Origin of the sequence: Sinomonas sp. (assembly GCF_036848755.1) — a bacterium.
Taxonomy (GTDB): Bacteria; Actinomycetota; Actinomycetes; order Actinomycetales; family Micrococcaceae; genus Sinomonas.
In genome coordinates this window covers 1-13844 of the sequence record NZ_DAIUJO010000099.1, presented here as the reverse complement: position 1 = coordinate 13844, position 13844 = coordinate 1, and the positions used below count along the sequence as shown (strand labels likewise).

The 13844-nt window shown below is 69.8% G+C and carries 14 protein-coding genes, 1 tRNA gene and 1 pseudogene; 9 read left to right on the top strand and 7 right to left on the bottom strand.

The window, feature by feature from the left end:
• Positions 1–21: 21 nt before the first annotated feature.
• Positions 22–855 (top strand): aldo/keto reductase, encoded by an 834-nt coding sequence (locus V7053_RS14550; RefSeq protein ID WP_334172990.1) that lies wholly within the window; start codon positions 22–24, stop codon positions 853–855.
• 71 nt (positions 856–926) lie between these two features.
• On the opposite strand, the gene V7053_RS14545 is transcribed toward V7053_RS14550, so the two are convergent.
• The 5 genes from V7053_RS14545 to V7053_RS14525 all read right to left on the bottom strand — a co-directional run bounded on the left by V7053_RS14545 (position 927) and on the right by V7053_RS14525 (position 5009).
• Positions 927–1631, bottom strand: coding sequence for a GNAT family N-acetyltransferase (locus V7053_RS14545; protein ID WP_334172989.1), 705 nt, complete (start codon positions 1629–1631; stop codon positions 927–929).
• The gene (locus tag V7053_RS14540; protein ID WP_334172988.1) at positions 1632–2657 is read right to left on the bottom strand and encodes a 6-phosphofructokinase; all 1026 of its coding nucleotides are present in this window, start codon (positions 2655–2657) and stop codon (positions 1632–1634) included.
• A 218-nt stretch (positions 2658–2875) separates the two neighbouring features.
• Positions 2876–3172: a PspC domain-containing protein gene (locus V7053_RS14535; protein WP_334172987.1), complete on the bottom strand. Its 297-nt coding sequence runs from the start codon at positions 3170–3172 to the stop codon at positions 2876–2878.
• A gap of 54 nt (positions 3173–3226) precedes the next feature.
• On the bottom strand, positions 3227–3583 hold the full coding sequence (locus V7053_RS14530; RefSeq protein WP_334172986.1) for a hypothetical protein: 357 nt from the start codon (positions 3581–3583) through the stop codon (positions 3227–3229).
• Between the two features lies 1 nt (position 3584).
• Positions 3585–5009: a PspC domain-containing protein gene (locus V7053_RS14525; RefSeq protein ID WP_334172985.1), complete on the bottom strand. Its 1425-nt coding sequence runs from the start codon at positions 5007–5009 to the stop codon at positions 3585–3587.
• Between the two features lie 125 nt (positions 5010–5134).
• On the opposite strand from V7053_RS14525, the gene V7053_RS14520 reads away from it, so the two are divergent.
• Positions 5135–6430: an ATP-binding protein gene (locus V7053_RS14520; protein ID WP_334172984.1), complete on the top strand. Its 1296-nt coding sequence runs from the start codon at positions 5135–5137 to the stop codon at positions 6428–6430.
• Positions 6427–7071, top strand: a complete 645-nt coding sequence (locus V7053_RS14515; RefSeq protein WP_334172983.1) for a response regulator transcription factor — start codon at positions 6427–6429, stop codon at positions 7069–7071. Before V7053_RS14520 ends, V7053_RS14515 begins: the two co-directional genes overlap by 4 nt.
• Positions 7072–7099: 28 nt before the next feature.
• On the opposite strand, the pseudogene V7053_RS19090 reads toward V7053_RS14515, so the two are convergent.
• Positions 7100–7939 (bottom strand): annotated as a pseudogene (locus V7053_RS19090) (diacylglycerol/lipid kinase family protein); the annotation flags it as partial.
• Between the two features lie 72 nt (positions 7940–8011).
• Entirely contained in the window at positions 8012–9217 is a 1206-nt protein-coding gene (locus tag V7053_RS14500; protein ID WP_334172982.1) for a pyridoxal phosphate-dependent aminotransferase, read from the bottom strand.
• A gap of 261 nt (positions 9218–9478) precedes the next feature.
• Between V7053_RS14500 and V7053_RS14495 the strand changes: the two genes are divergently transcribed.
• The 6 genes from V7053_RS14495 to V7053_RS14470 all read left to right on the top strand — a co-directional run bounded on the left by V7053_RS14495 (position 9479) and on the right by V7053_RS14470 (position 13676).
• Positions 9479–9551, top strand: a tRNA-Trp gene (locus tag V7053_RS14495).
• Between the two features lie 76 nt (positions 9552–9627).
• Complete coding sequence (secE, locus tag V7053_RS14490; protein ID WP_334172981.1) at positions 9628–9906, top strand: preprotein translocase subunit SecE; 279 nt, start codon at positions 9628–9630, stop codon at positions 9904–9906.
• A 101-nt stretch (positions 9907–10007) separates the two neighbouring features.
• A complete protein-coding gene (gene nusG / locus V7053_RS14485) occupies positions 10008–10916 on the top strand; it encodes a transcription termination/antitermination protein NusG (protein WP_334172980.1) in 909 nt (302 codons plus the stop codon).
• A gap of 133 nt (positions 10917–11049) precedes the next feature.
• Complete coding sequence (gene rplK, locus V7053_RS14480; protein WP_043119418.1) at positions 11050–11481, top strand: 50S ribosomal protein L11; 432 nt, start codon at positions 11050–11052, stop codon at positions 11479–11481.
• Between the two features lie 320 nt (positions 11482–11801).
• The gene (gene rplA / locus V7053_RS14475) at positions 11802–12509 is read left to right on the top strand and encodes a 50S ribosomal protein L1 (RefSeq protein WP_334172979.1); all 708 of its coding nucleotides are present in this window, start codon (positions 11802–11804) and stop codon (positions 12507–12509) included.
• 81 nt (positions 12510–12590) lie between these two features.
• Positions 12591–13676, top strand: a complete 1086-nt coding sequence (locus V7053_RS14470; RefSeq protein WP_334172978.1) for a GNAT family N-acetyltransferase — start codon at positions 12591–12593, stop codon at positions 13674–13676.
• Positions 13677–13844: the final 168 nt, after the last annotated feature.

Genomic DNA, 13844 nt, shown 5'->3' with positions numbered 1-13844 from the left:
GACCGACCCTAGGCTGGGCCTATGACTTCTTCGGCACCGCTCATCCAGCTCGCCTCCGGACATGCCATCCCGCAGCTTGGCCTCGGCACCTGGCCGCTCGGCAACGAGGAGGCGGCGGAAGTCGTCGCCACGGCGTTCGAGCTGGGCTACCGGCACGTCGACACGGCGGAGAACTACGGCAACGAGGAGGGTGTGGGCGAGGGCATCCGCCGTTCGGGCCTTCCTCGTGAGGACGTCTTCATCACGACGAAGTTCAACCGGGCCTGGCACAGCGTCGACGGAGTGCGGGAGGCGTGGGACAACGCAGTCCGGCGGCTGGGCGTCGACTACCTCGACCTCTTCCTCGTCCACTGGCCCAACCCGGGTCAGGGCACCTTCGTCGAGGCCTGGGAGGGGCTCATCGCGCTGCGCGAGCAGGGCAAGGTCCGCTCGATCGGGGTCTCCAACTTCACGCCAGAGCACCTCGACGCCATCATCGGCGCGACCGGCGTCGGCCCCGACGTGGACCAGATCCAGCTCAGCCCCTACTGGGTCCAGCACCGTGCGCGCGCCTATCATCAGGCGCACGCGATCGTGACGGAATCGTACAGTCCGATCGGCCGGGGCCAAGAGCTCCTCTCAGAGCCCGCCGTCGCGGCTGTCGCAGAGGCACACGGCGTGTCGCCGGCCCAGGCCATCCTGCGTTGGCACACGCAGCAGGGGCTCGTGGCCATCCCGAAGTCGGCCTCGCGCGAGCGGCTCGAGGCGAATCTTGCCGTGTTCGACTTCAACCTCACGCCGGAGGAGATCCGGAGCCTCGACGCCCTCGACGGAACCGGGCCGAGCGCCGCCGACCCGAACGAGTTCGGCCACTGAGGGCGAATTCCTCCACTGAAGGGGCCCGAGAGCGGGTGCCCCGGCAAGGTGAAGCGGGGCGCAGGGATTGCTCAGCGATTCCGTAGCTTCACCGACGCGACCCTTCCCGAGGGCGCCACACCCACAGCGTCCGCGAGCCGGAGCGCGGCGACGTTCTGCTCCTGGGCCTCGACCTGCACGAGAAGCCCCTCGGCGAGCGCTTCGTGGGCCACGAGCCGCACCATGAAGGTGCCGAGGCCCCGCTCCCGGAACCCGGGTGCCACGAGGATGCCTAGGTCTGCGAGGAGGCCCTCGCGGACGGTGTACGCCGCGCACGCGACCGGGGCGTCGTCGTGCATGAGCGTGAACCGGTGCTCTCGGCGCTCGATCCCCGCCGAACTCACGTCGTCCGGAGGGCAGCGGGTCTCGAGCTCGACGGCCTCGGGGTTGCCGCGCGACACTTCGGGCTCGGTCTCGGGCTGGAAGAGGGGCAGGTCGTCGGCGAAGCCGAGGACTGCCGTGCTGAGGGCGTGGGCACCGGGTCCCGCGGCCCGGAGGAGCGCGCCGCCGCCGAGCAGGTCCTCGTCGGGCAGGTCCGCGGCCGCGTTCACGAGTTCGGTCGGTCCGGAGAGCGCGAGCTGCCCGAAGAGCTCGACGGCGATGAGCTCCCGGGAGCTGTCGCGGAAGCCCAGGAGGCGGCCGCCGTCGTCCGAGAAGGAAAGGTCCGGAAGGCCCAGCCGGCGGGCCCACGCGAGCCGGACGATGCCGCGGCTTCCTTCGTGGAAGGTATCGCCCATCTACCCGAACAGGACCCGGGCCTCGTCGTAGCGGTCCTGGGGGACGGTCTTGAGCCGGCCCAGAGCCGCTTCGAACCCGACGTGCACGATGTCCGTGCCGTTGAGCGAGACCATGGTGCCCCACCGGCCTTCGACCACGGAGTCGATAGCGGCCATGCCGAGGCGCGTCGCGAGCACCCGGTCGAACGCGGTCGGCACGCCGCCGCGCTGGATGTGGCCGAGGACGGTCGCCCGGGTCTCGATCCCCGTTCGAGCCTCGATCTCGGGGGCGAGCCGCTCCCCGATGCCCCCGAGGCGGGGGCGGCCGAACGTATCGAGGCCTCGCTCCGAATGGGCCTCGTCCATGGTGTCGGTCGTGAAGCCCTCGGCGACGACGACGAGCGGCGCGCGTCCGCGATCGTGGGCCAGCTTGACCCATTCGACGATCTGGTCGATGCTCACCCGCTGCTCGGGGATGAGGATCGCGTGGGCCCCCGAGGCCATTCCCGAATGCAGAGCGATCCAGCCGACATGGCGGCCCATGACCTCGGCGACCATGCAGCGGTGGTGCGACTCTCCCGTGGTCCGGAGTCGGTCGATCGCCTCCGTGGCAATTTCGACCGCGGTGTCGAAGCCGAACGTGTAGTCCGTCGCGTCGAGGTCGTTGTCGATGGTCTTCGGGACGCCGACGATCCTGATCCCCGCATCGGTGAGGCGCTTCGCCGCCGCGAGCGTTCCTTCGCCACCGATCGCGATCATGGCGTCGATCCCGAGACGGTCCATGTGGCCCTTGATGACCTCCGGACCGCCTCCGTTCTCGAACGGGTTCGTGCGCGAGGTTCCGAGGATCGTGCCGCCCTGCTTCGAGATGCCCCGCACCATGGTGCGGGGGATGTCGATGATGTCCCCCTCGACGACTCCACGCCAGCCGTCTCGGTAGCCGACGAACTCCTGGCCGTGAACCGCGATTCCTTTGAGGACGGCGCCGCGGATGACCGCGTTGAGGCCGGGGCAGTCGCCTCCGGAGGTGAGGATGCCGATCTTCATTCAGGGCCTTTCCGCGTGGGTGCGGCCGGCCGGGGTGGGCGGCGGGCCGTGGTGGGTAGCTTCGGCGCCCCGTTGAGCCAAGCCGATTCTAGCCGCGCGGGATGCGTGATGCACAGCACAGCGGACGACGCCGGGTGCTCCCCGCCGTCGTCCGCTGCGCTGCAGAATGTGGTGCGCGGCTTTGGCCCGATCTGGTGGTCCCGGCCGCAACCGGTCCGTCAGGCCGTCGGTGCGCCGGGGCCTTCGCCCGGTCCCCGCACGGCCCCGCGGCTTCCTCCGCCGCCGACCAGCCGCTCTAGGATGATCGCTCCGTTCGGATCCGGGAGGAGCGCCCACGCGACCACGTACGCCAGGACGGCCGGTCCGGGGAGGAAGCACAGGACGATGAAGATGATTCTGACGAACGTGACGTCGACGTTGAGCCTCTCGGCCAGACCGCCCAGAACGCCGCCGAGCAGTCGTCGGGGGCTCCGGCGCAGGCCGGTGGATCGGATGGCGTTGAAGAACGAGTCCATGGTGTCTCCTAGGTTGCGATGCGAGATGAGTGGCGCTGGTCCGTGCCGATGAGTTCAGTCTTGCGCGGGCGGCTCCGCGTTGTAAGAGTCGTTCGGCGTGTACGGGCCGGGTCCCTGGTAGGGGCTCTCGTGGGGGCGTGTCTCGTAAGGGCTCGGGCGCTGCGCCTGCGGCTCCTGGCGGGGCGGCTCCCCGCCGTCGAGCGCGCGCCGGCTCCTGGCGGCCGCGAGTCCGCCGCCGACCACGAGGCCGAGGCCCGCGAGGATGAGCAGCGCTACCGCGGCCACCCCGGGATCGACCGTGAACCATCCGAGGCGGCTTGAGACGAGCAGCCCCGCTATTGCGACCACGACGGCTCCCCAGACGATGGTGCCCACACTCGGGCCGTGCTTGCCGATCTCGTTGGTGCTCATCTCATTGCTCCTGCTCGATGTCGACGTTGCTCATGGTCGCGTGCACCGCCACCACAAGGGTCCCGCCCGGACGGCCCGCGTTGTAGGTTTCCGAGCCCGTGGTTCCGAACCCGGCGATCGACTTGTCGCCGAACTGGACGTTGCTCATCGTCGCGTCCGCCTCGACCCGCACGGGCACGTCCTTGGGGATGCGGATGTGCAGCTGACTCATGGTCGCGTCGACGGGAACCGTCGCGCTCGTGGAGAGGGGGCCGGACGTGTCGAGAGCGCTCAGGTCGAGTTGCCCCGCGGCCCCGGTGACGTGGTACCCCGCCTGAGCCTGCTGGACGCTGGCGGGGGCGAGGTTCACCGCGTTACGCGGGCGGCTCAGTTCGTAGGCCGGCTGGGTCATGGCCGCGAGGGCGAGGGCGACGATCGCGAGGAACGAGAGGATGCCGCCCGAGCGGCCCCGGAGCCCCGCGACGATGATCCCCACTCCGAGGATGGCGGCACCGATGGCCCACAAGGCGCCGGTGCTCGGGTCGACGACGGCGGCCCCGGCGAGCTGCAGTGCGAGCAGTCCGCCCGAGACGAGCACGGCGGCGCCGACGACGACGGCGGCGAACGGGCCGCCTGGACCTCGACGATGGGCGCGCACGGCCGTGGCGCGAGCAGTGGGGGGAGCGCCCGGGGCCGTCGGGATGCCTTCATCGGCGGGGCCGGAGGCGCCCGCGTGGGAGCCGCCCGCATAGGTGCCGGCGTAGGGCCCGATGGCGTTAGGCCCGCTCGCGTAGGGCCCGGTCGCGTAGTGCCCGGTCGCGTAGGGCCCACCGGCGTAGGGTTCCTGAGTCCTGGCGTCGCCCGGCTGAGGGGCCCCTTGGTCGGCAGTCGCGCCGTGCTCCGGGCGGCCGCCGGACCCGTAGCCGTACCATCCGTAGCGCCGGCGTCGCCGCGACCGCGAGATGCTGAAGATCGCGAGCGCCGCGGCGCCGATCCAGAAGACCGCCCAGAAGGGCCCGGCGCCACGCGCGTCCCCGAACCAGAATCCGGCGCGCGCCCCGCCAAGACCGAGGACCGTTGCGATGAGGCCGCCGGTCATTCCAGCCGTCCAATGGCCGCGCATAGCCTCCTGGCAGTGGATGCGGCCGTCGGGCTCGGGGAGCAGCAGCCACAGGACACCATAGGCGAGGACGCCGATGCCGAGGAAGATCGCTGCCACGATGAAGAGGCCGCGGACCACGACGGGGTCGACGCCCCATCGGTGTGCGAGGCCGCTCGCGACTCCGCCGGCCCACCGGTCGGGTCCGCGCGTGATGCGGAGTCGTCGGATCCAGCCGAAGAAGTCCGATCCGGCTTTGCCGGGAAGCTGTCCCGTGGGCTGGCCGGAGGCGGGGGCGCTGGGGCCCTCGGGAATCTCTTGGCCCCCTGGAGTCTGTTCCGTGCTCATGCCTCCATCCTTCCGTGGGAGGTCGTCGCTCCCCATGGGGTGAAACCCTGAAAGCACCCTGATCTGCCCCCGGGGAACCCCGATTCTGGACCCCTGGACGCCTTGATCGTGCTTGGATTGGTGGCATGGACACCGTTCAGATCCGTCCGCCGCTCGTGCGCGGCGAGGATCGGATCGTCGCGGGCGTCTGCTCTGGTCTTGCCCGGCATCTCGGGATGCGGGCCGACGTCGTCCGCTGGGTCATGGTCCTCGCGTCGCTGCTCGGCGGAGCGGGCATCGTCTTCTACGCGTGGCTCTGGATCATGGTGCCCACGGCGGCCGAGGCGGCCCGCCGGGCCGGACGCCGGCCGGCGTCGCCCATTGCGCCCGCCGTGAGTCAGCCACCCGCTCCGCAGACGACGGCGGCGCCCCCGTCGCCAGGGCAGGTGCGGCGTGCGAGGCGCCTCGCGGGGCACGCGCGCGAGATGCTGCTCGGCGCCGTCCTGCTCCTCGCGGCCGTGGGACTCGGCAGCCGCCTGCTCGGGTTCGACGTACCGCTCGGGGTCATCGTCCCGGTCGCCGCGATCCTCGGCGGCGCTGCCCTCGCGTGGATGCAGCTCGACGATTCGCGGCGCGAGCAGCTTGTCCGCGGCGCTGGGGGCGGCCGGTGGAACGGTGGGCTGCGGCTCGGTGCCGGCCTTGCGCTCGTGGTGGCGGGCGTTGCGCTCGCGGTCTCGGGCAGCCAGTGGAACGTCCTGGGCCTGGCCCTCGTCGCCTCGCTCGCGGTTCTGGCGGGCGTGGCGCTCGTGCTCCTGCCGTGGGGCCTCAAGTTCTGGCGAGACCTCGCCGCCGAACGCGCGGCCCGCGTGCGGGAGGAGGAACGAGCCGAGATCGCGGCGCACCTCCACGACTCCGTCCTCCAGACCCTCGCGCTCATCCAGCGCCGTGCCGGGAGCGAAGCCGACGTGATGCGGCTCGCCCGGGCCCAGGAACGGGAACTGCGCGAATGGCTCTATCGCGACGCGCGCAAGGGCGAGGGGACGTTCACTGATCGCCTCAGGGCTCTCGCAGCCGAGGTGGAGGACGCGCACGGCCAGCCGGTCGACGTCGTCTGCGTAGGGGACGCCCCGCTCGACGGGGAGCACCGCGAACGGCCCGAGGCGCTCCTGCAGGCGGCGCGCGAAGCAATGCTCAACGCCGCGCGGCACGGGGGCAGCCCGGTGTCGGTCTACGCCGAGGCGGGCGAGGAGGGCATCGACGTGTTCGTGAAGGATCGCGGGCCGGGGTTCGAGCTGGACGAGGTGCCGAGCGACCGCCTGGGGGTGCGCGAGTCGATCGTGGGCCGCATGCGGCGGCACGGCGGCGAAGCGACGATTGCGTCCGGGGCTGGAGGGACGGAAGTGCGCCTGCACCTGCCCGGCGCGGGAACGGAGGAACCATGAATGAGCCGGTCTCGGTCGTCATCGTCGACGATCACACGATCTTCCGCTCCGGTCTCAAGGCGGACCTCGACGACCGCGTCCGCGTCGTCGGGGAGGCCGGCACGGTCGAGGACGCCGTCGCGGTCATCGAGGAGCTCCGCCCGCAGGTCGTGCTCCTCGACGTCCATCTGCCGGGCGGTCTCGGCGGGGGAGGACGCGAGGTGCTGGCCCGGTCCGCTTCGCTCCTCCCGCGCGTCCGGTTCCTGGCCCTGAGCGTCTCGGATGCCGCGGAGGACGTGGTCTCAGTGATACGGGCCGGCGCCCGCGGCTACGTGACGAAGACCGCCTCCGGCCCCCAGATCACCGACGCTGTGCTCCGCGTGGCCGAAGGCGACGCCGTCTTCTCCCCGCGCCTCGCGGGCTTCGTCCTCGACGCCTTCGGCACCTCGGCCGTGGCCGACGACGAGCTCGACAGGCTCTCCGCCCGCGAGCTCGAGGTCATGCGGCTGATCGCCCGCGGGTACTCGTACAAGGAGGTCGCCAAGGAGCTGTTCATCTCGGTCAAGACGGTCGAGACCCACGTCTCGGCTGTCCTCCGCAAGCTCCAGCTGACGAACCGGCACGAACTGAGCCGCTGGGCCGCGGACCGCCGCATCTGGTAGCCGATGCGGCGCGGCGGCCCTACGGGTCTCAGGGTGCGATGACTCGGAGGGCCCTCGGCCTGATCTCGACGGTCGCTGGCAGTCGGCCGGCCCCGTCTCCGTCCACGCAGAGGGGCAACGCCCGGTCGGCGGAGACCGTGACGCGGCGTCCTGTGAAGCGGCGGACGCCGGGCTCGTCGACGTGCGCGCCGGATTCCGCGAGCCGCATGAAGCGTGCGACGCTCCACTTCGGGATCTCCGCCCCGGCGACGAGCACGTGGATGAGCCCATCGTCCAGGACGGCGTCCGGGACGATGTCGAGCCCATGACCGTAGCGGCCCGAGTTCGCCATCACCACGAGGTGCGCCCGGATGCTGTGCCGTGTGCCGTCGATCTCCAGTGCGAAGTCCGCAGGCTTCCAACCGACGACGGCGAGGACGGGCGCCACGCGGTAGGCGATGGCGGAGGGGATGCGCGAGTCGTTCATCATGAGGTTCGCGACGGCGTCGAGCCCCGTGTACGCGTTGCCCGGAGCGAGGCGGCCGCCCACCTCGAGCAGATCGATGGTCCGCTCGGGCCCGCTCAGGAGCGTCCGCACCGTTTCGCCGGCGGCGCCAGGGAGGCCGAGCTTGGCCGCGAGACCGTTGCCCCGGCCCGCTGGGACGAGTCCGAACAGGCCGCCGGCGCGAGAGACGGCGTCAGCGACATCTCTCGCCATCCCGTCGCCGCCGACGGCGACCACGGCGTCCCCGCGCGCTGCGGCCTCGGAGGCGAGCCGTCCGGCGTCGTTCGGAGTGCCGGTGATCACGGTGCGAACTGCCGCGCCGGAGGACTCGAGGAGACGGGCAACCTGAGCCCAGACCGAAGGTCCTCGGCCCCCACCGGCGACGGGATTGACGACGCCGGTGAACGACCGACGGCCGGCGGACGGGTCCGCCGGCCTGCCGCTGCTCTCCCCGGCCTAGTGCGCCGTGCCCAAGAACTCCTGGATGCGGCCGACGCCCTCGGCGAGGTCGTCGTCGCCCAGCGCGTAGGAAAGACGGACGAAGCCGCTCGGTCCGAACGCTTCCCCGGGAACGATCGCGACCTCGACCTTGTCGAGGATCAGCGCGGCGAGCTGGGCGGACGTCGTCGGTCGAACGCCGCCGATCTCCTTGCCGAGCAGCCCGCGCACGTCGGGGTAGGCGTAGAAGGCGCCATGCGGCGTCGGGCAGTCGACGCCCGCGATGGAGGAGAGCCGCTCGACCATCGCGCGACGGCGGCGGTCGAACGCCACCTTCATCTCCTCGACGGCATCGAGCGGCCCCGAGACCGCGGCGAGGGCGGCCATCTGGGACACGTTCGAGACGTTCGATGTCGCGTGGGACTGCAGGTTGGTGGCCGCCTTGATGACGTCGGCAGGCCCGATCATCCAGCCGACGCGCCACCCGGTCATGGCATACGTCTTGGCGACGCCGTTGAGGATTACGACCTTGTCCCCGAGGGCGGGCGCGGCCGTAGCGATCGACGTGAACGGGACGCCGTCATACGTGAGGTGCTCGTAGATCTCATCGGTGACGACCCACAGGCCCTTCGACGCGGCCCACTCGCCGATCTCCTTGACCTGTGCGGGTTCGTAGACGGCGCCCGTGGGGTTGGACGGGGAGACGAACAGGAGGATCTTGGTGCGCTCGGTGAGCGCTGCCTCGAGCTGATCGACGGTCACGAGGTATCCCTGCTCCGGACCGGCGAAGACCTCGACCGGCACGCCGCCGGCCAGCCGGATCGCCTCGGGGTAGGTGGTCCAGTAGGGGGTGGGGAGCAGGACCTCGTCGCCGGGGTCGAGGAGCGTTGCGAACGTGTTGTAGACGGCCTGCTTGCCGCCGTTCGTCACGAGAACCTGGGACGGTGAGGTCTCATAGCCCGAGTCGCGGAGCGTCTTCTCGGCGATCGCCTGCTTGAGCTCGGGGAGCCCCCCGGCGGGGGAGTAGTGGTGGAAGCGCGGCTGACGGGCTGCCTCGATCGCAGCCTCCACGATGTAGTCCGGGGTCGGGAAGTCAGGTTCGCCCGCGCCGAAGCCGATCACGGGCCTCCCCGCCGCCTTGAGTGCCTTCGCCTTCGCATCGACGGCCAAGGTCGCGGACTCGGCGATGGATCCGATGCGCTGGGACACACGGGCGGAGGTCATGGGCTCTTCCTGACTTTCGATGGGCGTGACAAGGGCGTGGCTTTGGTTTGGAGGGGCCGAAACCCCGCGCCTCTACTCTAGGCGGTCAGTGCGGTACAGAGGGCCCTGGTTCGACGCGGGGCGCGATTGTGCGTAGACTGGACCACCGGTATCAGAAACAAGGCCTCAGTCGGCCGTGCCCCGGTACGGACGATCCAAGGTTCGGTGCGGCCCAGGCTGCGTCCGAACCTTGGTAAGCTGGAGAGTCGGTGTTCTGACCGAAGGGTAGTGGCGCAATTGGTAGCGCAGCGGTCTCCAAAACCGCAGGTTGCAGGTTCGAGTCCTGTCTGCCCTGCGCACGGCGTGTCCCGGTAGCCCGGGGCGTTCCAGCACCCAACGAACCGTCCGCGGGGATCCCGCAGACATCCAGGATGAGCGAGGAACAGGTGACCGAAACAGCTGCGAGCAGCTCTCAGGGCCGCCCAGCCAAGCAGACGAAGAAGCTCGGCTTCTTTGGCCGCATCGCTCTCTTCTTCCGCCAGGTTGTGGGCGAGCTCCGCAAAGTCGTCACGCCGACCCGGCAGGAACTCCTGAACATGACGTTCGTGGTGTTGGCGTTCGTGGTGGTCATGATGGTCATCGTCTTCGTTCTCGACTTCCTCCTCGGACTCGGTGTTGGCTGGGTCTTCACAGGGTCGTCGCAGAGCTAGTAGGCGAGCGGTCTCCGCAGACCATGTCCCGATCGGATGGGGGTCCGACGGCGTGGTGTGCGGATTCGCGTTTAAGTCGCAAGAGGAGAGCAGGAGACTAAGTGTCTGAGCACGAGAGCGAGACCGAGCGCGAGGCCCTGGCCCCCGAGGCCGCGGTCTTCAGCGACGCTGCCCCGGTGCCCGCGGCGGCGCCTTCGGTGTCTGACGTCGATCTCGCGTTCGACGAGGACTCTTCCGCAGAGGAAGGCACCGAGGACTCCACGGACGACGACGGCGCTGCCGCCGCCGAGACTGAGGCCGTTGCCGAGGCTGAGCCGGTTGCGGAGGAAGAGACCACCGAGGCGGAAGCCGAGCCTTCGGCTGACGAGGAGCCGGTCGATCCTGCCGAAGCCGCCGCGAAGGCCGCCGAGGACTTCAAGGCCAAGCTGCGCCGCCAGCCGGGCGACTGGTACGTGATCCACTCCTACGCTGGCTATGAGAACCGCGTGAAGGCGAATCTCGAGACGCGCATCCAGACGCTGGACATGGAGGATTTCATCTACGAAATCCAGGTCCCCATGGAGGAAGTCGTCGAGATCAAGAACGCGCAGCGCAAGATCGTCAAGCGCGTCCGCATCCCCGGCTACGTGCTCGTCCGCATGGATCTCACCGACGCCTCGTGGGGCGCAGTGCGCCACACCCCGGGAGTGACCGGCTTCGTGGGCAACGCCCACAATCCCGTGCCGCTGCGGCTCGACGAGGTCTTCACGATGCTCGCTCCCGTCTTCGAGCAGGAGCAGCAGGCCGAGGCCAAGGCGTCCGGCAAGGGCGGCGGCCGCCAGCCCAGCGCTCCGGTCAGTGTCGACTTCGAGGTCGGCGAGTCCGTCATCGTCAAGGAAGGCCCGTTCGAGACCCTTCCGGCCACGATCTCCGAGATCAAGCCCGAGTCGCAGACGCTCGTGGTGCTGGTCTCGATCTTCGAGCGCGAGACTCCCGTCACCCTCGCGTTCAACCAGGTCTCCAAGATCTGATTCACAACTCAAGACTTCGCCCCGGGTCCGGTCCGCTTTGCCGGCCCCGGGGCGGCCGACTGTCTGGCCAGGGCAGTCATCACCTGGGCGGCGCTCCTGCTGCTCAGGAAGCAATGGAAGAGAAGGATCCTCAATGGCTCCCAAGAAGAAGGTCACCGGCCTCATCAAGCTGCAGATCCAGGCAGGCGCCGCCAACCCGGCCCCGCCGATCGGTCCTGCGCTCGGTCAGCACGGTGTCAACATCATGGAATTCTGCAAGGCGTACAACGCCGCGACGGAATCCCAGCGCGGCAACGTCATCCCCGTGGAGATCACGGTCTACGAAGACCGCTCCTTCACGTTCATCACCAAGACGCCGCCCGCGGCTGAGCTCATCAAGAAGGCGGCGGGCGTCCCCAAGGGTTCCGCGACGCCGCACACCGTGAAGGTCGCGAAGCTCACCGACGCCCAGGTCGAGGAGATCGCCAAGACCAAGCTCGAGGACCTCAACGCGAACGACGTCGAGGCCGCGAAGAAGATCATCGCGGGGACGGCCCGCTCGATGGGTATCACCGTCGAGGGCTGAGGAACGCACGGAGGGTAAGGGCCGAAGGATGAGGCACTTGCCCGAAGCAAGTCCCGGAAGCCCTCGACAAGGAAGCACAGCGAGGGCTGAGGAACGCACGGAGGGTAAGGGCCGAAGGATGAGGCACTTGCCCGAAGCAAGTCCCGGAAGCCCTCGACAAGGAAGCACAGCGAGGGCTGAGGAACGCACGGAGGGTTAATCGGCTGAGGCCAGCGACCCGACAACCAAACATCAGAGGCGCGGCGATTCCCGCCGTCGTCCGTGGCAGGGCCGAGCGCGGCCCATTGGGACCACAACTGCACAAGGAGATAGAGAGCAGCATGGCAAAGCGCAGCAAAGCATACGAGGCAGCGGTCGCGAAGATCGAGACCGGCAAGGTCTACGCGCCAGCAGAGGGCATCGCCCTCGCCAAGGAGATCAACCCGTCGAAGACTGACGCGACCGTCGAGGTCGCGTTCCGGCTCGGCGTCGACCCCCGCAAGGCGGACCAGATGGTCCGCGGCACGGTCAACCTGCCCCACGGCACCGGCAAGACCGCCCGCGTGGTCGTCTTCGCGACGGGCGACAAGGCGGCCGCCGCTGAGGCAGCGGGCGCGGACGTCGTCGGTTCCGATGACCTCATCGAGCGCATCCAGGGCGGCTGGACCGACTTCGACGCCGCCGTGGCGACCCCGGAGCTCATGGGCAAGGTCGGCCGCCTCGGCAAGATCCTCGGCCCCCGCAACCTCATGCCGAACCCCAAGACCGGCACGGTGACCCCGGACGTCGCGAAGGCCGTGACGGACATCAAGGGCGGCAAGATCGACTTCCGCGTCGACAAGCACTCGAACCTGCACTTCATCATCGGCAAGACCTCGTTCGAGTCGCGTCAGCTGGCCGAGAACTACGCGGCCGCCCTCGACGAGGTGCTCCGCCTCAAGCCGGCGGCTTCGAAGGGCCGCTACATCCAGAAGGCGACCGTGGCGACCACGTTCGGCCCGGGCGTCCCGGTCGACCCGAACGCCACCCGCGTCGTCCTCGAGGGCTGAGCCTGACTTCGGCCCCGACAACGCCCCCCGCCGCGGCGGGGGGCGTTGTGCTTTTGTGGCACGGTTTGTGAAACTTGCCCCATGAGCTCCCAGTACCGGGTGCAGCGTCTGCGTCTGCCCGCCTCGATCTATGACGCAGACGCTGCCGAGTTCCGGGAGTTCTCGGACCTGACCGACGCGATCGAGCGGCAGATCTGGGGCAACGACGATCGCTGTTCGCCGCCTGCCTTCCGCCTCGGCGTGTGGCGGGACACCCGCTATGAACTGACGTCGCTCTTCTTCGTGCGCGACGGCGAGCGGATGGTCGGGCGCGGCTGGTGCCAGATGTCGCTCAAGGAGGACAGGGACCGCGCGATGGTCCGCGCCGAGGTCCTCGAGGACTTCACAGGCCGGGGGATCGGCCGGCTCCTCCTCGCTTCCGCAACCGAGGAGGCCGCCCGCTACAGCCGGACCATCCTCAACTCGTTCACCGAGCATCCGGTGGGCTTCGACGAGGAGGCGCCGGACGCCGTCGTCCCTTCCACGGGGTACGGCGCGCTGCCCGCCGACTCGCGCGCCGTCGCCTTCGCGAGCGCGGCGGGCTTCGAGCTGAGCCAGGTGGAGCGCTACAGCGAGCTCGTGCTCGGGGAGTACGACGGCGGGTGGCCGGCGCTCGAATCGGCGGCCACGGCGGCGGCCGAAGGGTACGAGGTCCTCGTGTGGGAGGGCGTGCCCCCCGAGCACCAGGCTGAGATGGCCTTGCTCCTCGCCAGGATGTCGACCGATGTGCCGTACGGCGTGGACCGGTACGAGGCAGCCGAATGGGACGCGGACCGGGTCGCCTCGCTCGAGGCCCAGCTCTCGGACGCCAACACGCTCCCGCTGTACGCGGTCGCACGGCATCGCGCAAGCGGAGAGCTCGTCGCCTACACCTCCCTGTGGATCAGGTCGGGCAAGGAGGACATCGCGGATCAGGATGACACCTTGGTCGTGCCCGAGCACCGCGGCCACCTGCTCGGGACGCTCATCAAGCTCGCGAACCTGAAGGCGTACCGGGAACGGTTCCCGACGGCGCGCAAGGTCATCACGTTCAATGCGGAGGAGAATCGGCCCATGCTCGCCATCAACGAGGCGCTCGGTTTCCGTCCGGCGGGGTACGACGGCGAGTGGTACAGGAGGCTTGCGTGACGCCAGATCCACGGTCGGCCGAGGCAATCGAGCCGACGCCCGAAGCCGCCGAGATCCGAGAAGTCGAGGAGGTCCGAGTCCGGCCGAGCCTGCCGTTTGCGCAGACCTCAGCCGTCCGAACCGAGGCGCGCGCCGTGCAGATGGCGGGATTCGCCGTCATCGTGAGCT

What these genes read in the sequence shown, in the direction of transcription:
- V7053_RS14550 (WP_334172990.1), top strand. Translation starts at nt 22, where the DNA reads ATGACTTCTTCGGCACCGCTCATCCAGCTCGCCTCCGGACATGCCATC.
- V7053_RS14545 (WP_334172989.1), bottom strand. Translation starts at nt 1,631, where the DNA reads ATGGGCGATACCTTCCACGAAGGAAGCCGCGGCATCGTCCGGCTCGCG.
- V7053_RS14540 (WP_334172988.1), bottom strand. Translation starts at nt 2,657, where the DNA reads ATGAAGATCGGCATCCTCACCTCCGGAGGCGACTGCCCCGGCCTCAAC.
- V7053_RS14535 (WP_334172987.1), bottom strand. Translation starts at nt 3,172, where the DNA reads ATGGACTCGTTCTTCAACGCCATCCGATCCACCGGCCTGCGCCGGAGC.
- V7053_RS14530 (WP_334172986.1), bottom strand. Translation starts at nt 3,583, where the DNA reads ATGAGCACCAACGAGATCGGCAAGCACGGCCCGAGTGTGGGCACCATC.
- V7053_RS14525 (WP_334172985.1), bottom strand. Translation starts at nt 5,009, where the DNA reads ATGAGCACGGAACAGACTCCAGGGGGCCAAGAGATTCCCGAGGGCCCC.
- V7053_RS14520 (WP_334172984.1), top strand. Translation starts at nt 5,135, where the DNA reads ATGGACACCGTTCAGATCCGTCCGCCGCTCGTGCGCGGCGAGGATCGG.
- V7053_RS14515 (WP_334172983.1), top strand. Translation starts at nt 6,427, where the DNA reads ATGAATGAGCCGGTCTCGGTCGTCATCGTCGACGATCACACGATCTTC.
- V7053_RS14500 (WP_334172982.1), bottom strand. Translation starts at nt 9,217, where the DNA reads ATGACCTCCGCCCGTGTGTCCCAGCGCATCGGATCCATCGCCGAGTCC.
- secE (WP_334172981.1), top strand. Translation starts at nt 9,628, where the DNA reads ATGAGCGAGGAACAGGTGACCGAAACAGCTGCGAGCAGCTCTCAGGGC.
- rplK (WP_043119418.1), top strand. Translation starts at nt 11,050, where the DNA reads ATGGCTCCCAAGAAGAAGGTCACCGGCCTCATCAAGCTGCAGATCCAG.
- rplA (WP_334172979.1), top strand. Translation starts at nt 11,802, where the DNA reads ATGGCAAAGCGCAGCAAAGCATACGAGGCAGCGGTCGCGAAGATCGAG.
- V7053_RS14470 (WP_334172978.1), top strand. Translation starts at nt 12,591, where the DNA reads ATGAGCTCCCAGTACCGGGTGCAGCGTCTGCGTCTGCCCGCCTCGATC.